General features: G+C 66.5%; 21 protein-coding genes and 1 tRNA gene. 16 read left to right on the top strand and 6 right to left on the bottom strand.

Features of this window, described 5'->3' with window-relative positions; translation table 11 throughout:
- Window position 1: 1 nt before the first annotated feature.
- The 6 genes from DD559_RS19655 to DD559_RS13460 all read left to right on the top strand — a co-directional run bounded on the left by DD559_RS19655 (window position 2) and on the right by DD559_RS13460 (window position 4,402).
- Window positions 2-754, top strand: coding sequence for a hypothetical protein (locus DD559_RS19655; protein ID WP_133243824.1), 753 nt, complete (start codon window positions 2-4; stop codon window positions 752-754).
- Between the two features lie 109 nt (window positions 755-863).
- Window positions 864-1,082, top strand: coding sequence for a DUF433 domain-containing protein (locus DD559_RS13480; protein WP_116469630.1), 219 nt, complete (start codon window positions 864-866; stop codon window positions 1,080-1,082).
- 396 nt (window positions 1,083-1,478) lie between these two features.
- Window positions 1,479-1,676, top strand: a complete 198-nt coding sequence (gene relB / locus DD559_RS13475; protein ID WP_116469629.1) for a type II toxin-antitoxin system RelB family antitoxin — start codon at window positions 1,479-1,481, stop codon at window positions 1,674-1,676.
- Between the two features lie 7 nt (window positions 1,677-1,683).
- Window positions 1,684-2,007 carry a cupin gene (locus DD559_RS13470; protein ID WP_368389689.1) on the top strand — a complete coding sequence of 108 codons (324 nt, stop codon included), beginning with the start codon at window positions 1,684-1,686 and terminating at the stop codon, window positions 2,005-2,007.
- Between the two features lie 351 nt (window positions 2,008-2,358).
- On the top strand, window positions 2,359-3,891 hold the full coding sequence (locus DD559_RS13465) for a hypothetical protein (protein ID WP_116469628.1): 1,533 nt from the start codon (window positions 2,359-2,361) through the stop codon (window positions 3,889-3,891).
- 61 nt (window positions 3,892-3,952) lie between these two features.
- On the top strand, window positions 3,953-4,402 hold the full coding sequence (locus tag DD559_RS13460; RefSeq protein ID WP_116469627.1) for a DUF1003 domain-containing protein: 450 nt from the start codon (window positions 3,953-3,955) through the stop codon (window positions 4,400-4,402).
- On the opposite strand, the gene DD559_RS13455 is transcribed toward DD559_RS13460, so the two are convergent.
- The 5 genes from DD559_RS13455 to DD559_RS13435 all read right to left on the bottom strand — a co-directional run bounded on the left by DD559_RS13455 (window position 4,403) and on the right by DD559_RS13435 (window position 7,371).
- A complete protein-coding gene (locus DD559_RS13455) occupies window positions 4,403-4,603 on the bottom strand; it encodes a hypothetical protein (protein WP_116469626.1) in 201 nt (66 codons plus the stop codon). It lies immediately after the preceding gene.
- Window positions 4,604-4,686: 83 nt separating this feature from the next.
- On the bottom strand, window positions 4,687-4,899 hold the full coding sequence (locus tag DD559_RS13450) for a cold-shock protein (protein ID WP_116469625.1): 213 nt from the start codon (window positions 4,897-4,899) through the stop codon (window positions 4,687-4,689).
- 232 nt (window positions 4,900-5,131) lie between these two features.
- Window positions 5,132-5,689, bottom strand: coding sequence for a nucleotide exchange factor GrpE (grpE, locus tag DD559_RS13445; protein WP_116469624.1), 558 nt, complete (start codon window positions 5,687-5,689; stop codon window positions 5,132-5,134).
- 15 nt (window positions 5,690-5,704) lie between these two features.
- Window positions 5,705-6,748 (bottom strand): heat-inducible transcriptional repressor HrcA, encoded by a 1,044-nt coding sequence (gene hrcA, locus DD559_RS13440; protein WP_116469623.1) that lies wholly within the window; start codon window positions 6,746-6,748, stop codon window positions 5,705-5,707.
- A gap of 35 nt (window positions 6,749-6,783) precedes the next feature.
- The gene (locus DD559_RS13435) at window positions 6,784-7,371 is read right to left on the bottom strand and encodes a DUF6438 domain-containing protein (RefSeq protein WP_116469622.1); all 588 of its coding nucleotides are present in this window, start codon (window positions 7,369-7,371) and stop codon (window positions 6,784-6,786) included.
- Between the two features lie 90 nt (window positions 7,372-7,461).
- Here DD559_RS13435 and rph point away from each other — a divergent pair, with 90 nt between their 5' ends.
- From rph to DD559_RS13415, 4 genes are all read left to right on the top strand, one after another.
- A complete protein-coding gene (gene rph / locus DD559_RS13430; protein ID WP_116470909.1) occupies window positions 7,462-8,175 on the top strand; it encodes a ribonuclease PH in 714 nt (237 codons plus the stop codon).
- Window positions 8,172-8,843, top strand: coding sequence for an RdgB/HAM1 family non-canonical purine NTP pyrophosphatase (gene rdgB / locus DD559_RS13425; RefSeq protein WP_116469621.1), 672 nt, complete (start codon window positions 8,172-8,174; stop codon window positions 8,841-8,843). Before rph ends, rdgB begins: the two co-directional genes overlap by 4 nt.
- A 111-nt stretch (window positions 8,844-8,954) precedes the next feature.
- Window positions 8,955-9,443, top strand: a complete 489-nt coding sequence (locus tag DD559_RS13420; RefSeq protein ID WP_116469620.1) for a transcriptional regulator — start codon at window positions 8,955-8,957, stop codon at window positions 9,441-9,443.
- 320 nt (window positions 9,444-9,763) lie between these two features.
- Window positions 9,764-9,964, top strand: a complete 201-nt coding sequence (locus DD559_RS13415) for a hypothetical protein (RefSeq protein ID WP_116469619.1) — start codon at window positions 9,764-9,766, stop codon at window positions 9,962-9,964.
- 71 nt (window positions 9,965-10,035) lie between these two features.
- Here DD559_RS13415 and DD559_RS13410 read toward each other — a convergent pair.
- A tRNA-Tyr gene (locus tag DD559_RS13410) sits at window positions 10,036-10,122 on the bottom strand.
- A 119-nt stretch (window positions 10,123-10,241) separates the two neighbouring features.
- Here DD559_RS13410 and DD559_RS13405 point away from each other — a divergent pair.
- The 6 genes from DD559_RS13405 (at window position 10,242) to aceA (ending at window position 16,123) form a co-directional block, all read left to right on the top strand.
- Window positions 10,242-11,858, top strand: a complete 1,617-nt coding sequence (locus DD559_RS13405) for a M20/M25/M40 family metallo-hydrolase (RefSeq protein ID WP_116469618.1) — start codon at window positions 10,242-10,244, stop codon at window positions 11,856-11,858.
- Complete coding sequence (gene rlmB, locus DD559_RS13400; RefSeq protein WP_116469617.1) at window positions 11,858-12,604, top strand: 23S rRNA (guanosine(2251)-2'-O)-methyltransferase RlmB; 747 nt, start codon at window positions 11,858-11,860, stop codon at window positions 12,602-12,604. Before DD559_RS13405 ends, rlmB begins: the two co-directional genes overlap by 1 nt.
- A 126-nt stretch (window positions 12,605-12,730) precedes the next feature.
- The gene (locus DD559_RS13395) at window positions 12,731-13,063 is read left to right on the top strand and encodes an ArsR/SmtB family transcription factor (RefSeq protein WP_116469616.1); all 333 of its coding nucleotides are present in this window, start codon (window positions 12,731-12,733) and stop codon (window positions 13,061-13,063) included.
- An 11-nt stretch (window positions 13,064-13,074) separates the two neighbouring features.
- A complete protein-coding gene (gene arsC / locus DD559_RS13390) occupies window positions 13,075-13,503 on the top strand; it encodes an arsenate reductase (glutaredoxin) (RefSeq protein WP_116469615.1) in 429 nt (142 codons plus the stop codon).
- A complete protein-coding gene (gene arsB / locus DD559_RS13385) occupies window positions 13,478-14,587 on the top strand; it encodes an ACR3 family arsenite efflux transporter (protein ID WP_116469614.1) in 1,110 nt (369 codons plus the stop codon). Before arsC ends, arsB begins: the two co-directional genes overlap by 26 nt.
- 246 nt (window positions 14,588-14,833) lie before the next feature.
- Window positions 14,834-16,123 carry an isocitrate lyase gene (gene aceA, locus DD559_RS13380; RefSeq protein WP_116469613.1) on the top strand — a complete coding sequence of 430 codons (1,290 nt, stop codon included), beginning with the start codon at window positions 14,834-14,836 and terminating at the stop codon, window positions 16,121-16,123.
- Window positions 16,124-16,127: the final 4 nt, after the last annotated feature.

Raw genomic sequence — 16,127 nt, 5'->3', positions numbered from 1 at the left:
TATGGCCATGATCGCGCCCGCCTATCCTCACCTTAATGATGCGGTTGAACGAGCCGTAGGGGAGATGCTGCGCGTGCAGCATTGGGGTACGCAAACCTTCGTGTCGACGCCGATTTTTTACCCTAGCGGATCACCCGTTACGGTGAGGGTCAGTCCGGCTGAAGGGGGGTTCCGGATCGATGATGGAGGCTTTGCATATCGTGAACTTGAGAGCGTTGGCTTCGAGAGGTCATTCGCTAGCGCGGCCGATAAAGCTCGTCAGAGCGAGTCACTTGACCGTGATCGTCGCTGCCTCTTCACCTACGCTGACGCGGAGCAGCTGTCTCGGGCGATAAGTGACGTTGCGCTGGCATCTTGGAACGTTGCAGACCGCGTTTTCAAGCGCATCGCTGATCAAGAAGAGCGTGACATCGAAGAATACCTGCGCGGCCGTCTTGTGTCCATTTTTGGCGCCTCGAACCTCGAAGATCGCCAAACCATATCTGGGTCCTCGACTAATCCTTGGGATGTATCCGCAATTATTCAGATAGACGGCCATGAAGTAGTTTTTCAGGCTGTTAGCGATCATGCAAATTCTGTTTATCGTACAAGTACAGCATTCCACGATCTTGCCGCGCTTCCTCACGCCCCTAAGCTTATTTCTGTAGTAAAAGATAAGGCCTCAATGGGCAGAAAACTTATTATGCTGAGCCAAGCTGGCCGCGTCATACAGAGCGATCAGGCCGATGTAGATTACCTAAAGGCTGCAGCATAGTTTTAGATTGCTCCAGAAACTTTGTAGACGGCAGGAGCGAGATGAGAACCAGATTGATGGCCTTGCCGCTGCCCTTGACGTTAGGGGTAAGACACCGCATTCACATCAAGTGACCCCGCGCATCACCATCGACCCACACGTCTGCGGCGGCCGGCCGATCGTTGCCGGTACCCGGATGCGCGTCAGTGACGTGCTGGATGCGCTGGCCGAGGGCGTCAGCGTCGAGGAACTGCTCGCGGACTTTCCCTACCTCGTCCGCGAAGACGTCCATGCCTGCCTCGCCTATGCCGCGCGTGCCGTTGATCACACGGTGGTGCGCGCCGCTTGATGCGGCTGCTGTGGCGAAGAGCTTCACCTCCCAACTACCGTCATCCCGGCGAAAGCCGGGATCCAGTCGCCTCTCGGGTGTAGCAGGAGCCGCGACGGAGCCCCCAATGGATCCCGACTTTCGTCGGGATGGCGGCAAGTGGCACGCGCCTCGACGAAGGCGAGCGGGTGATCGACGTACACTGATCCCTTCATCGAGCCCCCCCCCGTGCTCCTGCGAAAGCAGGAGCCCAGAGTCACAAGGGCTGTCCTACGCAACCCTGGGCTCCTGCTTTCGCAGGAGCACGGTGTAAGGCGATCAAAGCCGACGCTTCTTCGCGCCTCCCCTTCTTCGCGCCTCCGCGCCTCTGCGCGCAAAACCATTCTTCCTTCTCCCCGTTCGCGATATCCTCCCGCCATGCCCGAGGACGACTCCGACTTCCCGGATTCCGACTACGCACCGCCGGGGCCGATCCCTTCGCCGGAAGCCTATGACGCATGGTTCCGCGCCAAGATCGAGAAGGCGCTCGCCGACCCCCGGCCCAGCATCCCGCACGAGGTCGTCATGGCGCGGGTGCAGGCGATCCTCGACCAGCGCGAAAAGCCGCAGGACTGACGTCCCCATGCCCCACCTCCCCACCAACCCCGCCCATCTCGGCCGCGCCGCCAGCGCCAGCGTCGAGCCCGACTTCACCGGCCCTGACTGGTTCGAGGCCTATGCCGCCCGCCATGAAGCGGACGGGCAGGACGGCCGGCTGGTCTCGCAGTTCGCCTTTTCGGAAAGCTGGGACTCGTGGGAGATGCACCCGCACGGCGCGGAACTCGTGATCTGCACCCAGGGCGCCTGCACGCTCCACCAGGAACATGCCGACGGCAGTACCGAGACCGTGACGCTCGCCCCGGGCGATTACGTCATCAACGCGTCTTCCGGGGTCCCCGCAACGTAGCAATTTGCGGGGTGGGGGCACCTGGCACACCGCCGATGTCGCGCCGGGCGCAACCTGCACCGCGATCTTCCTCACCCCCGGCCTCGGCACCACCCACCGGCCGCGGTGACGCCTTCACCGATCCTCCCCCGCCAGGGGGAGGTGGCAGGCCGCAGGCCTGACGGAGGGGGAGGACACACGACGGTCCGAGAGGGTCTGGAATCCTCCCCCTCCGTCGCCTTCGGCGCCACCTCCCCCTGGCGGGGGAGGATTGGAGCCCACTGCCCCACAGAACAAACCGGCAACAAAACGCTTTCCTACAGCACCCGATCCGGCATATCTGGAGAGTCGCCTGCAACCAGGAGACGTCCGATGATCCCGCATCCCGACGAACTTTCCGTCCATCCCGACGGCGACGACCTGTTCTGCCTCGACACGATGATCGCGCCGCGCACCGATTTCGGCGGCGGCCTGCCTGCCCGGCGCGAGCGGCATGACGGCTGGACGCCGGCCAAGCAGCGCCAGTTCCTCCAGATGCTGGCGGAAGGGCACACCATCACCAACAGCTGCGCCGCGCTCGGCATGTCGACCAGTTCGGCCTATGCGCTGCGCCGCTCGGCGGCGGGGGCCGCGTTCGCGCTCGGCTGGCAGGCGGCGCTGCTGCTCGCGCGCGAGCATCTGGCGGACCGGCTGCTCGAACGCGCGATGCACGGCTCGGTCGACACGATCACCCGGCCCGACGGCACCACCGTCACCCGCCAGCGCCACGACAATAGGCTGGCGATGCACATGCTCAGCCGGCTCGACCGGCTGGCGGAGGAAGGCTGCGGCCCCGCCGACCATGCCGCCGCGCGGCTCGTCGCGGGCGAGTTCGAGCAGTTCCTGGCGCTGGTCGCGGGCGATGGCGGGGCGGCGCGCGCCGGGCTGTTCCTCGCGCGGCGGGCGGGCGGCGCGGGCGGCATGGGCACGGAAGCGGCGGACGAGCTGGCGGCGGTGCGCGCGCTGGCCCGCGCCGATGCCTGGCTGCGCACCGGCGCCGATGCATGCGAAGGGGTGGCGGTGGGCGATCTCGATCCGGCGCAGCGGGCGGGCTGGAGCGCCGAGCAATGGGCGCGCGCCGAGGCGGCCGGGCTGCTCGTCCTCGCGCCGCCGCCGAAGGAAAACGCGCAGGGGCGTGAACTTTGGCAACTTGGCAGGCGCGACAACCCGAACGGGGATCCGGTGTGGTGCGACAGCGACGTCGGCGAATGGCGCACCAGCTTCCCGCCGCCCGACGATTTCTACGGCGAGGAGTTCGGGGAATATGGCGAGCCGGACTATGCGCGCGAATTGTCGCCCGAGGAGCTGGAGGTGCTGGAGGCCCCGCTGCGCGCGGCGCGCGAGGCCCGGCGGGTCGCGGCGGCGCAGGAACGCGATGCGTTCTTCGCGGACGGGGTCGACGTGATCGAGGTCGACGCGCATGGCGTGCCGCTCTGGGGGGCGGTGGCGACGTCGGTGGAGCAGCTAGCGCCTATCGAGGCGGCGTCGTCAGAAGAGACGCGGTCCGAAGTGTCGGAAGCCCTATCCCCACCCCGATCGTCATCCCCGCGGAGGCGGGGATCCATTGGCGCAGGTGCTGAGGCTCGAGCGGAGACGGCAGGGAGAATGGATTCCCGCCTGCGCGGGAATGACGAAGGGGGTTTGGCACGCGCCGCGCCGCGCCCGGACTCCCCGCCCCCACCCGCTTCGTCGCATCCCGGGACGGTTGCGGTGGCCCCCGGCTTGACACCTCCGGCCGACGCGCCCATCTCGCCCCCGGCACGCACCAGGGGTGCGTCCAAACGCCAACGGATCCGAGAAGGAACCATGCCCAGTAACGATCAAAGTAGCCAGACCGCGCCTGCCAGGGCCGCCGCACGGATCTGATCGTTACCGGTCACTTCCTGCGCGCCGGCCCGGGCGGGCCGGTCGGCAGTGAGGTGTACCCATGAATGCAGCCATTCGTTTCCTGAACGACCTGCGCCGGATCGGCGGCGGCGGGGCGCGGGACCTCAACACGGTGTTCGAAGAACGCCTGACCTTCGGCGAGCGGCTCGCCGATCGGGTCGCGGCGGTCGGCGGCTCCTGGGGGTTCATCATCGGCTTCGGCCTGTTCCTCGCCGCCTGGGCGGTGCTGAACACGGTCGTGCTGGCCGCGCACGCCTTCGATCCGTTCCCGTTCATCTTCTTGAACTTGATGCTGTCGATGCTCGCGGCGCTCCAGGCCCCGATCATCATGATGAGCCAGAACCGGCAGGCGGCGAAGGACCGGCTCGAGGCGCGGCTCGACTATGAGACCAATCTGCGCGCCGAGGCGCAGATCGAGGAATTGCACGCGAAGATCGATTCGCTGCACGCGGATATCGCCCGGCTGGTCGAGGTCCGGGCGCCGCGCTGATCAGAAGGCGACGGCGGAGCGCGCTTCCTTCTCGGCCTCGTTGAGCGCCCGCTGGTTGGCGACGCGCTCGGCGCGGACGGCCATCGCTTCCCAGGCAGCCTGGGCCCGGAGGTGCCGTTCGCGGACATTGTCGAGATCGCAGCTGGCGGCGGCATTGCCGGCTTCGTCGGCGCGGGCGCGGAACAGTTCGATTTCGGTCATCGGCGGGGGGTCCTCGCTGGGGAAAGAGGGAGGGACATGCGAAAACGGCGGCCCCTAATGGAGCCGCCGTCTTGGGGTTCAGGTCAGTCGGCCGCCTGGAGGTTGACCGCCGCCATCTTGCCGCGGCGATCCTGCTCCAGTTCGTAGGTCACGCGCTGGTTCTGCTGCAGCGTGACCATGCCGGCGCGCTCCACGGCGGTGATGTGGACGAAAGCGTCGTTGCCGCCGGTATCCGGGGCGATGAAGCCATAGCCCTTGTCGGCGTTGAAGAACTTGACGGTGCCAGAAATGCTCATGGTGTTTTCCTTACATTGTCGGCGCGCCCCGTGTGGGCGGACCTCGCGCTTCAGGGGCAGGGATGGAAGGAAAACGGAGCCGCAAAGCACCAGAGACCAACGATTTGCGACTTCAGCTCACGCTATGTGGGCGCTTCAGGAGGGGAATGCAATGGCGGGGCGCAACACTGCGACGGGATGCCGGTCCGGCAAGGCGAGGCCCCGCCCCTGGTCGGAGCGGAGCCGGTGCCGGTCAGTCGGGCTTCTTGGCGACGGCAACGAGCGCCGGGCGCAGCAGCCGATCCTTGATCATGTAGCCGGACTGGATTTCCTGCACCACCGTGCCGGGTTCCTTGTCGGCCACGGGCATTTCCATCATCGCCTGGTGCTTGTTGGGGTCGAGCATCTCGCCCAGCGCCACCACCTTGGAAATGCCGTTGCGGCCGAACACCGCCTCCAGCTCGCGGCCGGTGGCCTCGAGGCCGGTGACAAGGCCCTTCAGCTTCTCGTCCTCGCGCAGCTCGGCGGGGATGGCCTGCAGCGCCCGGCCGAGATTGTCCGCAACGGACAGGATGTCGCGGGCGAAGCTGGTCGCGGCATAGGCACGCGCGTCCGCCACTTCCTTCTCGGTGCGGCGACGCAGATTCTGCATGTCGGCTTGGACGTAGAGATGCGCCTGCTTGGCCTCGGCCAGTTGCGCCTCCAGCTCGGCGACGCGATCCTGCTCGGCTACCTCCGGGGCAACCTGGGCAGGGTCTTCCCGCAGCGTTTCGCCCTGGGTCGGTTCGGTATTTTCGGTGTTCTCAGACATGGTTCCCTGTTTTCTTCAGGCCAGCAAACGGGCCAGTGTGGCCGCCGTAAAATCCACCATGGGCACGACGCGGGCATAGTTCAACCGCGTCGGCCCGATCACGCCGACGACGCCGACGACGCGGCCGTCCAGCGCCCGCACCGGCTTGGCGATCACCGACGAGCCGGAAAGCGCGAACAGCTTGTTCTCGGATCCGATGAAGATTCGCGCCGCCTCGCCTTCCCGGGCGCTGTCGAGCAGGCGGGCAATCTCCTCCTTGCCCTCCAGTTCGTCGAGCAGCTGGCGGACACGGTCGAGATCCTCGGCAGCGCCCGTATCGAGAAGCCGTGCCTGGCCGCGCACGATCAGCACCGGACGACGGCCACTGTCTTCGCTCCAGACCGCCAGGCCGCGCTCCACCAGGTCGGCGGCGGCAGCATCCAGCGCCGCCTGCTGGGTCCGCAGTTCGCGCTCGATTCGCACCCGCGCCTCGGCCAGCGTCAGCCCGGCAAGCGTGGCGCTCATATAATTGGCGGCGCGCTGCAGCGACATCGGGTCGACGCCGCCGGGCAGCTCGACCACCCGGTTTTCCACCGATCCGTCCTCGCCCACCAGCACAGCCAGCGCCCGGTCCTGGCTCAGCGGCACGAAGCCGAACTGGCGCAGCACCGTTTCCGCCTTGGGCACCAGCACCAGCCCGGCACAGGCCGAAAGCCCGGACAACGCCGCCGTGGTGCCGGCGATCGCATCCTCCACCGGGCCGCCCAGCCCCGCCCGCGATTCGATCGCTGCACGTTCCTCGGCGGAGGGTTCGCTCGCCTGCATCATGCCGTCGACGAACAGCCGCAGGCCGCTTTCGGTGGGCATCCGGCCGGCGCTGGTATGTGGCGCGGCGAGCAACCCCAGCTCTTCCAGGTCCTGCATCACGTTGCGGATCGAGGCGGGCGACAAATTGAGCGCGGAGATGCGCGAAATGGTGCGCGATCCCACCGGCGCACCGCTGTCGAGATAGGACTCGACCACGATGCGGAACACATCCCGGGCCCGGTCGGTCAGTTCGTGGATGGGCGGGGTGATCATGGCAGCTGCTATTTAGGCCGGGCCGGGCACCTGCTTCAAGGCCGCGCGCCGATCATGCTGGCAATCGGCAACAGGTCGGGCGCGGAACCCAGCGCATCGGCCATCGCCCGGTTCCGCGCGCGGTCGCAGCCGAAATAGAAGGAAAGCCCGCGATGCCCCGCCTTTCCGTCCCATTGCACCTCCACGCTCGGCATGTCGGTTGCCGCCTGGCCGCACCCTGGTTCGCCGGGGGCGTAGCGCAGCGTGCCGCTGCGCGGCCGATAGGGCGCCAGCCGGCGAAGGAATGCCTCATATTGCGCCGGAGTCACCCGAAAGTCGCGAACGCCGCTGAAGGCCGTAAAGCGCTGTCCCTCGAAGGTGGCGCTCCCATCGGGCCGCACGGTCACGGTATAGACCGGGCAGGCGCCGAAACACGGGCTGGTCGTATACCGGATCATCTCGCCCCGCACGATCGGCGCATCCGGCGGCGGCGGCACATTGCCGGAAGCGGGCACCGGCGCAGCGGGCGCCGGGCGCACGGGCGCGTGCGGCACCGGCCGTTGCGGCGCATCGGGCCCGGCGACCTGCGGAATGCATCCGCCGAGCGCAACCGCGCCCATCAATCCTGCAACCACCACGCGCATTCGTGTCTTTCTCCCAGGCATGTGCGACACTGGCGAAACGCGCCTGCCCGGTCTAGGTGCCCGTTTCGACCTTTCAGGAGAATGAAGCAGATGCGCCCATCCGGCCGCGCTCCCGACGAAATGCGGGAAATCACCATCACCCCGAACTTTACCCGCCACGCCGAAGGATCGGTGCTGATCGGCTTCGGCGACACCCGCGTGCTCGTTACCGCCAGCGTAGAAGAGCGCGTGCCGCCGTTCCTGCGCGGCAAGGGCGAAGGCTGGGTGACGGCCGAGTACGGCATGCTCCCCCGCGCCACCCATACCCGCGGCCAGCGCGAAGCGGCCAAGGGCAAGCAATCGGGCCGCACCCAGGAAATCCAGCGGCTGATCGGCCGTTCGCTCCGCGCCGTGACCGACATGAAGCTGCTCGGCGAGCGCCAGATCACGCTCGATTGCGACGTGCTCCAGGCCGATGGCGGCACCCGCACCGCCGCGATCTCCGGCGCCTGGGTGGCGCTGCGCCTCGCGGTCAACAAGCTGATGGCGGAGGGCGCGATCACCGTCGATCCGATCACCACCCAGGTCGCGGCGGTGAGCTGTGGCATCTACCAGGGCACGCCGGTGCTCGACCTCGACTATCCTGAGGATTCGTCGGCGGACGCGGACGCGAACTTCGTGCTGCTCGCCAACGGCAACATCGCCGAGGCACAGGCCACCGCCGAGGGCGCGACCTATGACGAGGAAGGCCTGCTCCGCCTGCTCCGTCTCGCCCGCATCGGCTGCGGTCGCATCTTCGACGCGCAGCTGAAGGCCGTCGCATGAGCGGCGAAGGGGATAGCCCCCAGGCGATCCGCAAGCTCACGCCGGGCAGGCTGGTGATCGCCAGCCACAATGCAGGCAAGGTGCGCGAGATCCGCGAACTGCTCGGTCCCTACGGGATCGAGCCGGTCTCGGCGGCTGAACTGGACCTGCCGGAGCCGGAAGAGACCGGCACCAGCTTCGTCGCCAATGCCGAACTGAAGGCGCTGCAGGCGGCGGACCTGTCCGGCCTGCCCGCGCTCGCCGACGATTCGGGGCTGTGCGTCGAGGCGCTGGGCCTCGCGCCCGGCATCTATTCGGCACGTTGGGGCGCGGCGGCGCCTGGCATGGACGGGCTCGAACCGGTCGCCCCGTTCGAAGGTCGCGATTTCGGCCTGGCGATGCAGCGCGTCGAGGACAAGCTGGCGGCGCTGCCGCCGGAGACCAGCCGGGCGGCCCATTTCGTGTGTGCGCTGGCGCTCGCCTGGCCGGACGGGCATGTCGAATGGTTCGAAGGGCGAGTCCATGGCGCGCTCACATGGCCACCGCGCGGAGACAAGGGATTCGGCTATGACCCGATGTTCGTGCCGGAAGGCCGCGACGAAACCTTCGGTGAAATGGATCCCGTCGAAAAACATGCGATGAGCCACCGCGCCGACGCATTCCGGCAATTGGTCGCCGCGGTCTTCTAACGATGCCATCACGTTGGACGATCCGCATATTCGCCGGCGCTAAGGTTTAAGCTATCGTAAGGACGACCATATGTTGATCCGGTAACGTTAGCTGCCTAAGCCACCGCGACGATGGAGGACAAATTGGGGGTGCATCGCACCACATTATTCGACGAAGTCGAAGCGCGGCTGACCGATATCAAGCGGCTATTCACGCAGCTTGCACAGCAAGCCGCGCCCGAACGCCCCGGCGCGGTTCTTCCGAAGCCCGATCGAATCGAAATGGCGCGGATGATGCTCTACAGCCGTGCGCTGCTCGAACAGGAAGTCGCCGCCGATCTGTTCGCCGATCCCGCGCTGAACATCCTGATGACGCTCTACGTCGCCGGGGGCGAGGGGCAGCCGGTGTCGACCTCCGCCGCCTGCTCGGCGGCGGCGGTGCCGACCACCACTGCGCTGCGCTGGATAAACGCGCTGGCGGCGCGCAGGATGATCGACAAGCGCAGCCTGCCGAGCGACCGGCGCTTCACCTATCTGGAACTGACGCCCCAGACCCAGGCGGCGCTGGATCGCTATTTCGATCTCATCCTGGATCGTGCGAGCAAGTCACCACAGACGTGAAGCCATATTTCTGGCGGAGCCGTTCCAGGGTCAGCGAAAGATGCGCGGCCTCGGCCTCTTCTCCCGCCAGGTCCAGCAACGCGATCGCGTCCACAAGGTGCCTGCACACCGTCTCGATCCCGCTGCCCCGTTCATTCATTGTTCAATCACTCGCGTACCCTTATGTCCACATTGGATTATTTGCAGGCGCGCGGACAAGTCAGGAATAATCCCGACACGGGACAGGGCTAAAACGTGTCGCAAGAATGAGACACGTTTGGCAATTGCATCAATAAGTTCAATTTGGATATGACGCCGGCTCGCTTTTCAAGGATTCTCCGGTGACACCGCTCTCTACGCTCATCGAGCGCGCTGAAGCGATTTACCTGACCCATGGTTCGGGCAGTGCCGCCTATTTGCTCGATCAGATCGAAGCGGCGATCCGCGATGGCACGCCGGCGCTGCGCATCCGCGAACTCGATCACATCCTGCAGCTGATCGAGTATCGCCAACGCACGCTCGCGCTCTACGGGCGGAGCTGACCCGGCGCCGGGGCAACCGCCTCGGGCCATCCTGTTCGGCGATCCTGGGAAGGTATCGCTCGCAGCGGCGGTGGTGGATAGGGATGGATTCGAACCACCGTAGGGCGAAGCCCGGCAGATTTACAGTCTGCTGCCTTTAACCACTCGGCCACCTATCCATGGAGACCGCCGCTTGCGAGCGAGGGCGGCCCAATGCCGCAGCAACGCGCCCCTGTCAACGCCTTGCGCAGCACGATTTGCGTGCATAGCGTCCTGCGCTGCATTTTCAGGGGGATTCATGCGCCGTTCTGCCATCACCATTGCCGCTGCGCTGCTCGCGTCCGCCCCGATTGCGGCGCAGACGGTGCCGCCCGCGGCGCCGGTCGATCGCATCATCGATCAGGGCACCAACCATTCGGAGGTAATGCGAATCGCGCAATATCTCACCGATGTGATCGGCGCGCGGCTCACCAATTCGCCCGGCATCCGCAAGGCCGAGGATTGGACCCAGGCGAAGTTCCGCGAATGGGGCCTCGCCAATGTTCACAAGGAAGGGTTCGAATTCGGCCGCGGCTGGTGGAACGAGCGGCTGTCGGTGCGGATGGTCACCCCCCGCCCGCTCCAGCTCGTCGCCGCGCCGCTCGCCTGGACGCCGGGCACCGACGGCCCGGTCCGCGGCGAAGTCGTGCTGGCGCCGATGAAGGACGCCGCCGCCTTCGATGCGCTGAAGGGCAAGCTGCGCGGCAAGATCGCGCTGATCACCGATCCCAAGCCGATCCAGGATCCCGTCGATCCCGCGTTCAAGCGGTGGAGCGACGAGGAACTCGTCAAGCGCAACTATTACGACCTCCCCAACGCCGAGGACGAGGACAATGCCGGCTATGCCGCCCGCATCGCCTTCGCGGCCAGGCGCGATGCGTTCCTGAAGCAGGAAGGCGCGCTCGGCTATGCCACCATGTCCAGCCGCAACAACAAGCTGGTGCATGGCCAGAATAGCCAGTTCCAGCTCGGCAAGTCAGGCACCGTGCCGGCCATCGAACTCGCCGCCGAGGATTATCGCCGCCTCGCCCGCCTCGCGAAGATGGGCGCCAAGCCGGTGCTGGAGATCGATTCGGTCAGCCATTTCGACGATTCGGACAGCAAGGCCTACAATATCCTCGCCGACATCCCCGGCACCGATGCCAAGGCAGGCTATGTCATGGCCGGCGCGCATCTCGACAGCTGGGCCATGGGCGACGGCGCGGCGGATAACGGCGCCGGCACCGCGATGGTGATGGAGGCAGCCCGCATCCTCAAGGCATCGGGCATCCGCACCAGACGCACGATCCGCTTCGCGCTGTGGGCGGGCGAGGAACAGGGCCTGCTCGGCTCGATGGCCTATGTGGAGAACCATGTCGCTCGCCGCCCGGTCGATCCCGGCGCGACAGGCATCGTCCGCTACCTGACGTGGAGCGATGCCTTCCCGATCACCCCCGGCCCCGATCACGCGAAGCTCGCCGCCTATTTCAATCTCGACAACGGCTCGGGCCGGATCCGCGGCATCTATGCGCAGGGCAACACGGCGGTGATGCCGATCTTCGAGCAATGGTTCGCCCCCTTCCGCGCGATGGGCGCCACCAGCGTCTCGGCGCGGCGCACCGACAGCACCGACCATGTGTTTTTCGACGCGGTCGGCATTCCGGCGTTCCAGTTCATCCAGGATCCGCTCGACTATGGCGCGCTGGTGCACCATACGAACGTCGACACGTTCGATCATCTGAAGGCCGACGATCTGCGCCAGGGCGCGATCATCCTCGCCGCGTTCCTGGTCAACGCCGCCAACAGCGATCAGCCGCTGCCGCGCGCGCCGCTTGCGACCGCGCCGACGGCGGCCGATCGATTCTATCCTTTTACCGGCTCGGAGGCCGCTCACTGATGAAACGTCGCGGACATCGCCCCAGCCAGGCACCGGCATCCCGGCCCCGCTTCTATGGCCGCCATGCGGTGCTGGCCGCCCTCGCCAACCCGGAACGCACCGTCCGCAAGATCTGGGGCACGCGCGAGGCGCTGTCGGCGCTCGATCTGCCGCCGGTGATCCCGATCACCTATGCCGATGCAGCCGATCTCGGCCGCCTCGTGCCCGCCGATGCACCGCACCAGGGCCTCGTCGCCGAAGTCGAGCCGCTCGAGGAAATCTGGCTGGGCGACCTGCTGGAACAGGGCGCCGAGGATCAGCGCCCGCTGCTCGTGCTCGATCAGGTGACCGATCCGCACAATGTCGGCGCGATCCTGCGCTCGGCGGCGGCGTTCGACGCACTCGGCATCGTGACGCAGGATCGCCACGCCCCCCCGGAGACCGGCACCCTCGCCCGCTCGGCGGCGGGCACGCTCGAAGTGGTGCCCTGGGTCCGCGTGGTGAACCTGTCGCGCGCGCTCGACGAGATTGCCGAAGCCGGCTTCTGGCGCGTCGGCCTGACCGGCCATGCCAAGGGCACGCTGAAGGATGTGGCGAACCAGGGCCGCATCGCGCTGGTGCTCGGCTCCGAAGGCGAAGGGATGCGCCAGAACACCGAAGCGCATTGCGACGAACTCGCCCGCCTGCCCATCTCGGCCAAGGTGGAAAGCCTCAACGTGTCCAACGCCGCAGCAGTGGCGCTCTACGCTGTCACGACGCGGGGCTAGCCCCAAGGGCCCCCTACACGCTTCCGAGGTAGCCGCCCCCCCTTCCCGCTCGCGGGGAGGGGGAGGGATACGGTCCGGTACAAAGGATCGCTGGCAATCGCGATATATATCCGCTATTCCGGATATATGGAAGAATCAGCTGCAATCGCGGCACTTGGTGCGCTCGCCCAGAGCACCCGCATCCATGTGTTCCGCCTCCTGGTGCGGCACGAACCGCATGGCATGGCCGCCGGCGAGATCGCCCGGCAGCTCGACGTGCCGCAAAACACCATGTCGGCGCACCTCGGCATCCTCGCCCGCGCCGGCCTTGTCCGCTCCGAACGCAAGAGCCGTTCGATCCTCTACCGCGCCGATCTGGAAGGCCTGCGCGCGCTGACGCTGTTCCTCGTCAAGGATTGCTGTGCGGGCAGCGCCGAATTGTGTGCGCCGCTCGTCGCGGAACTCACCCCCTGCTGCTGAAAGGGCACACCATGGCTGTCGATATCATCCTGTATCACAATCCCGAATGCGGCACGTCGCGCAATGCGCTCGCCATGATCCGCAACGCCGGCATCGAACCCCACATCGTCGAATATCTGAAGACCCCACCTTCGCGCGCGATGCTGGTAGCGCTGATCGGCCGTGCCGGCATCACCCCGCGCGAGCTGCTGCGCGAGAAGGGCACGCCCTATGCGGCGCTGGGCCTGGACGATATGGCGCTGTCGGATGACGCGCTGATCGACGCGATGATGGCGCACCCGATCCTCATCAACCGCCCCCTCGTCGTCTCACCGCTGGGGGTAAAGCTCTGCCGCCCCTCCGAAGCGGTGCTCGATCTGCTACCAGCCGGCCAGCGCGGCGCCTTCGCCAAGGAAGACGGCGAACAGGTGGTCGATGCAGCAGGCGAGCGGGTGCGCTGAAGCCGTGGCCAGCGTTGCATCCAAAATCGAATCCGCACCCGCGCGTCCCGGCATCGGCACCTTCGAACGCTATCTGACGCTGTGGGTCGCGCTTTGCATCGTCGCGGGCATCGGGCTCGGCCATCTGCTGCCCGGGATCTTCGCAACGATCGCCAAGGCAGAAGTCGCCCGCGTCAACCTGGTCGTCGCCGTGCTGATCTGGCTGATGATCATCCCCATGCTGCTCAAGATCGACTTCGGCGCACTCGGATCGGTCCGCGGGCACTGGAAAGGGGTTTGCGTCACCCTGTTCATCAATTGGGGGGTGAAGCCATTCTCGATGGCGGCGCTGGGTACGTTGTTCATCGGCTGGCTGTTCGCGCCGCTCCTGCCGGCCGGGGAAGGCCCTTCCTACATTGCCGGCCTGATCCTGCTCGCCGCCGCCCCCTGCACCGCCATGGTGTTCGTCTGGTCGAACCTGTGCGAGGGGGATCCCGGCTACACCCTGTCGCAGGTCGCCCTGAACGACGTGCTCATGGTGTTCCTCTTTGCGCCACTGGTCGGCCTACTGCTCGGCGTCGCTTCCATCACGGTGCCGTGGGATACGCTGCTGGCCTCGGTGCTGCTATACATCGTCGTGCCGGTGATCGCGGCGCAGCTCGTCCGTCGTGCCATGCTGATGGCCGGAGCGCAGGCCGCGCTCGATCGGCTGCAGGCGCGCCTCGGCCCGATCTCGCTCGTCTCGCTGCTGGCGACCCTGGTTCTGCTGTTCGGATTCCAGGGAGAAGCGATCCTCGCGCAGCCGCTGGTCATCGCGTTGCTGGCCGTGCCGATTCTCATCCAGGTCTATCTGAATGCCGGCCTGGCCTATTGGCTTTCGCGCCGCTTTGGCGTTGCCTGGTGCGTCGCGGCGCCCGCAGCACTGATCGGCGCCTCCAATTTCTTCGAGCTGGCGGTCGCTGCAGCGATCTCCCTGTTCGGGCTCACCTCCGGCGCGGCATTGGCAACGGTGGTGGGCGTACTGGTGGAAGTGCCGGTGATGCTCTCGGTCGTCGCGATCGTGAAAAAGTCGCGGGGCTGGTACGAACGCGGCGTCACGGCCTGATCCGGCGCGACCGCCGCCCAGTTTCGGTGCGCCATCGCCGGGCCGCCCCTTTCCTACGCACTTTTTGTTTCCTATATGTTCCGCACAACGCCGGAGGTATGATTGTAATTAATTTACATCATCACAAGACACGTCAAAATCAGTCACACACCTACACCCGATCGCAACGCCGCTTGAACTAGCGCACTCGCGGCAACTTCATAAACTTAACACACAAGGAATCGCTAAACAGTCAAGGAATTCACAATGCCCCAGCCGCTTGGTTTCGAGGATCTGGTCCCCGCCCCCGCCGGGCGGTTCGACGGCATCCAGCGCCCCTACACCGCCGCCGACGTCGCCAGGCTGCGCGGCTCGCTGCCGGTGGAGCATACGCTGGCCCGCCGCGGCGCGCTCAAGCTGTGGGAGCTGCTGCGCACCGAGGACTATGTCCATGCGCTGGGCGCGCTGTCGGGCAACCAGGCGATGCAGATGGTCCGCGCGGGTCTGAAGGCGATCTATCTGTCGGGCTGGCAGGTCGCGGCAGATGCCAACACCGCCGGGCAAATGTATCCCGATCAGTCGCTCTACCCGGCCAATGCCGGGCCGGAGCTGGCGCGGCGGATCAACGCGACGCTCCAGCGCGCCGATCAGATCGAGCATATGGAAGGCGGCGCGACGCGCGACTGGTTCGCCCCGATCGTGGCGGATGCCGAGGCCGGGTTCGGCGGGCCGCTCAACTGCTTCGAGATCATGAAGTCGTACATCGCGGCGGGGGCGGCGGGCGTGCATTACGAGGACCAGCTCGCCAGCGAGAAGAAGTGCGGCCATCTCGGCGGCAAGGTGCTGATCCCCACCCAGGCACATATCCGCAACTTGGATGCGGCGCGGCTGGCGGCGGATGTGTGCGGCGTACCCACGGTGATCTGCGCGCGCACCGATGCGGAATCGGCCAAGCTGATCACCTCGGACGTCGATGAACGCGACCACCAGTTCCTCACCGGCGAGCGGACGCCCGAGGGCTTCTTCCGCCTGAAGGAGGGGACGGGCGTCGACCATTGCATCCAGCGCGGCCTGGCCTTCGCGCCGCATGCCGACCTGCTGTGGTGGGAGACGTCGAAGCCCAATCTCGACGACGCCCGCCGCTTCGCCGAGGCGATCAAGAAGGCGCATCCGAACAAGATGTTGGCCTATAATTGCTCGCCCAGCTTCAACTGGGAGAAGAACCTGGACAAGGACGACATCGCCCGCTTCCAGCGCGAGATCGGGGCGATGGGGTACAAGTTCCAGTTCGTCACCCTCGCCGGCTTTCACAGCCTCAACTATGGCATGTACGCGCTGGCGCGCGGCTATCGGGATCGGGGCATGGCAGCCTATTCGGAGCTGCAGCAGGCCGAATTCGCGGCGGAGGCCGAGGGCTACACCGCGACGCGCCACCAGCGCGAGGTCGGCACCGGCTATTTCGACGCCATTGCCCAGACGGTGGCGGGGGGCGCCAGCTCCACCACCGCGCTCGCCGAGAGCACCGAAGCCGCCCAGTTCACCAGCGAAGCAGCGTAACAGG

This window comes from Sphingomonas pokkalii, assembly GCF_003096275.1.
Classification (GTDB): Bacteria; Pseudomonadota; Alphaproteobacteria; order Sphingomonadales; family Sphingomonadaceae; genus Sphingomonas; species Sphingomonas pokkalii.
The sequence above is the reverse complement of the archived record's forward strand: the minus strand, read 5'-3'. Positions and strand labels throughout refer to the sequence as shown.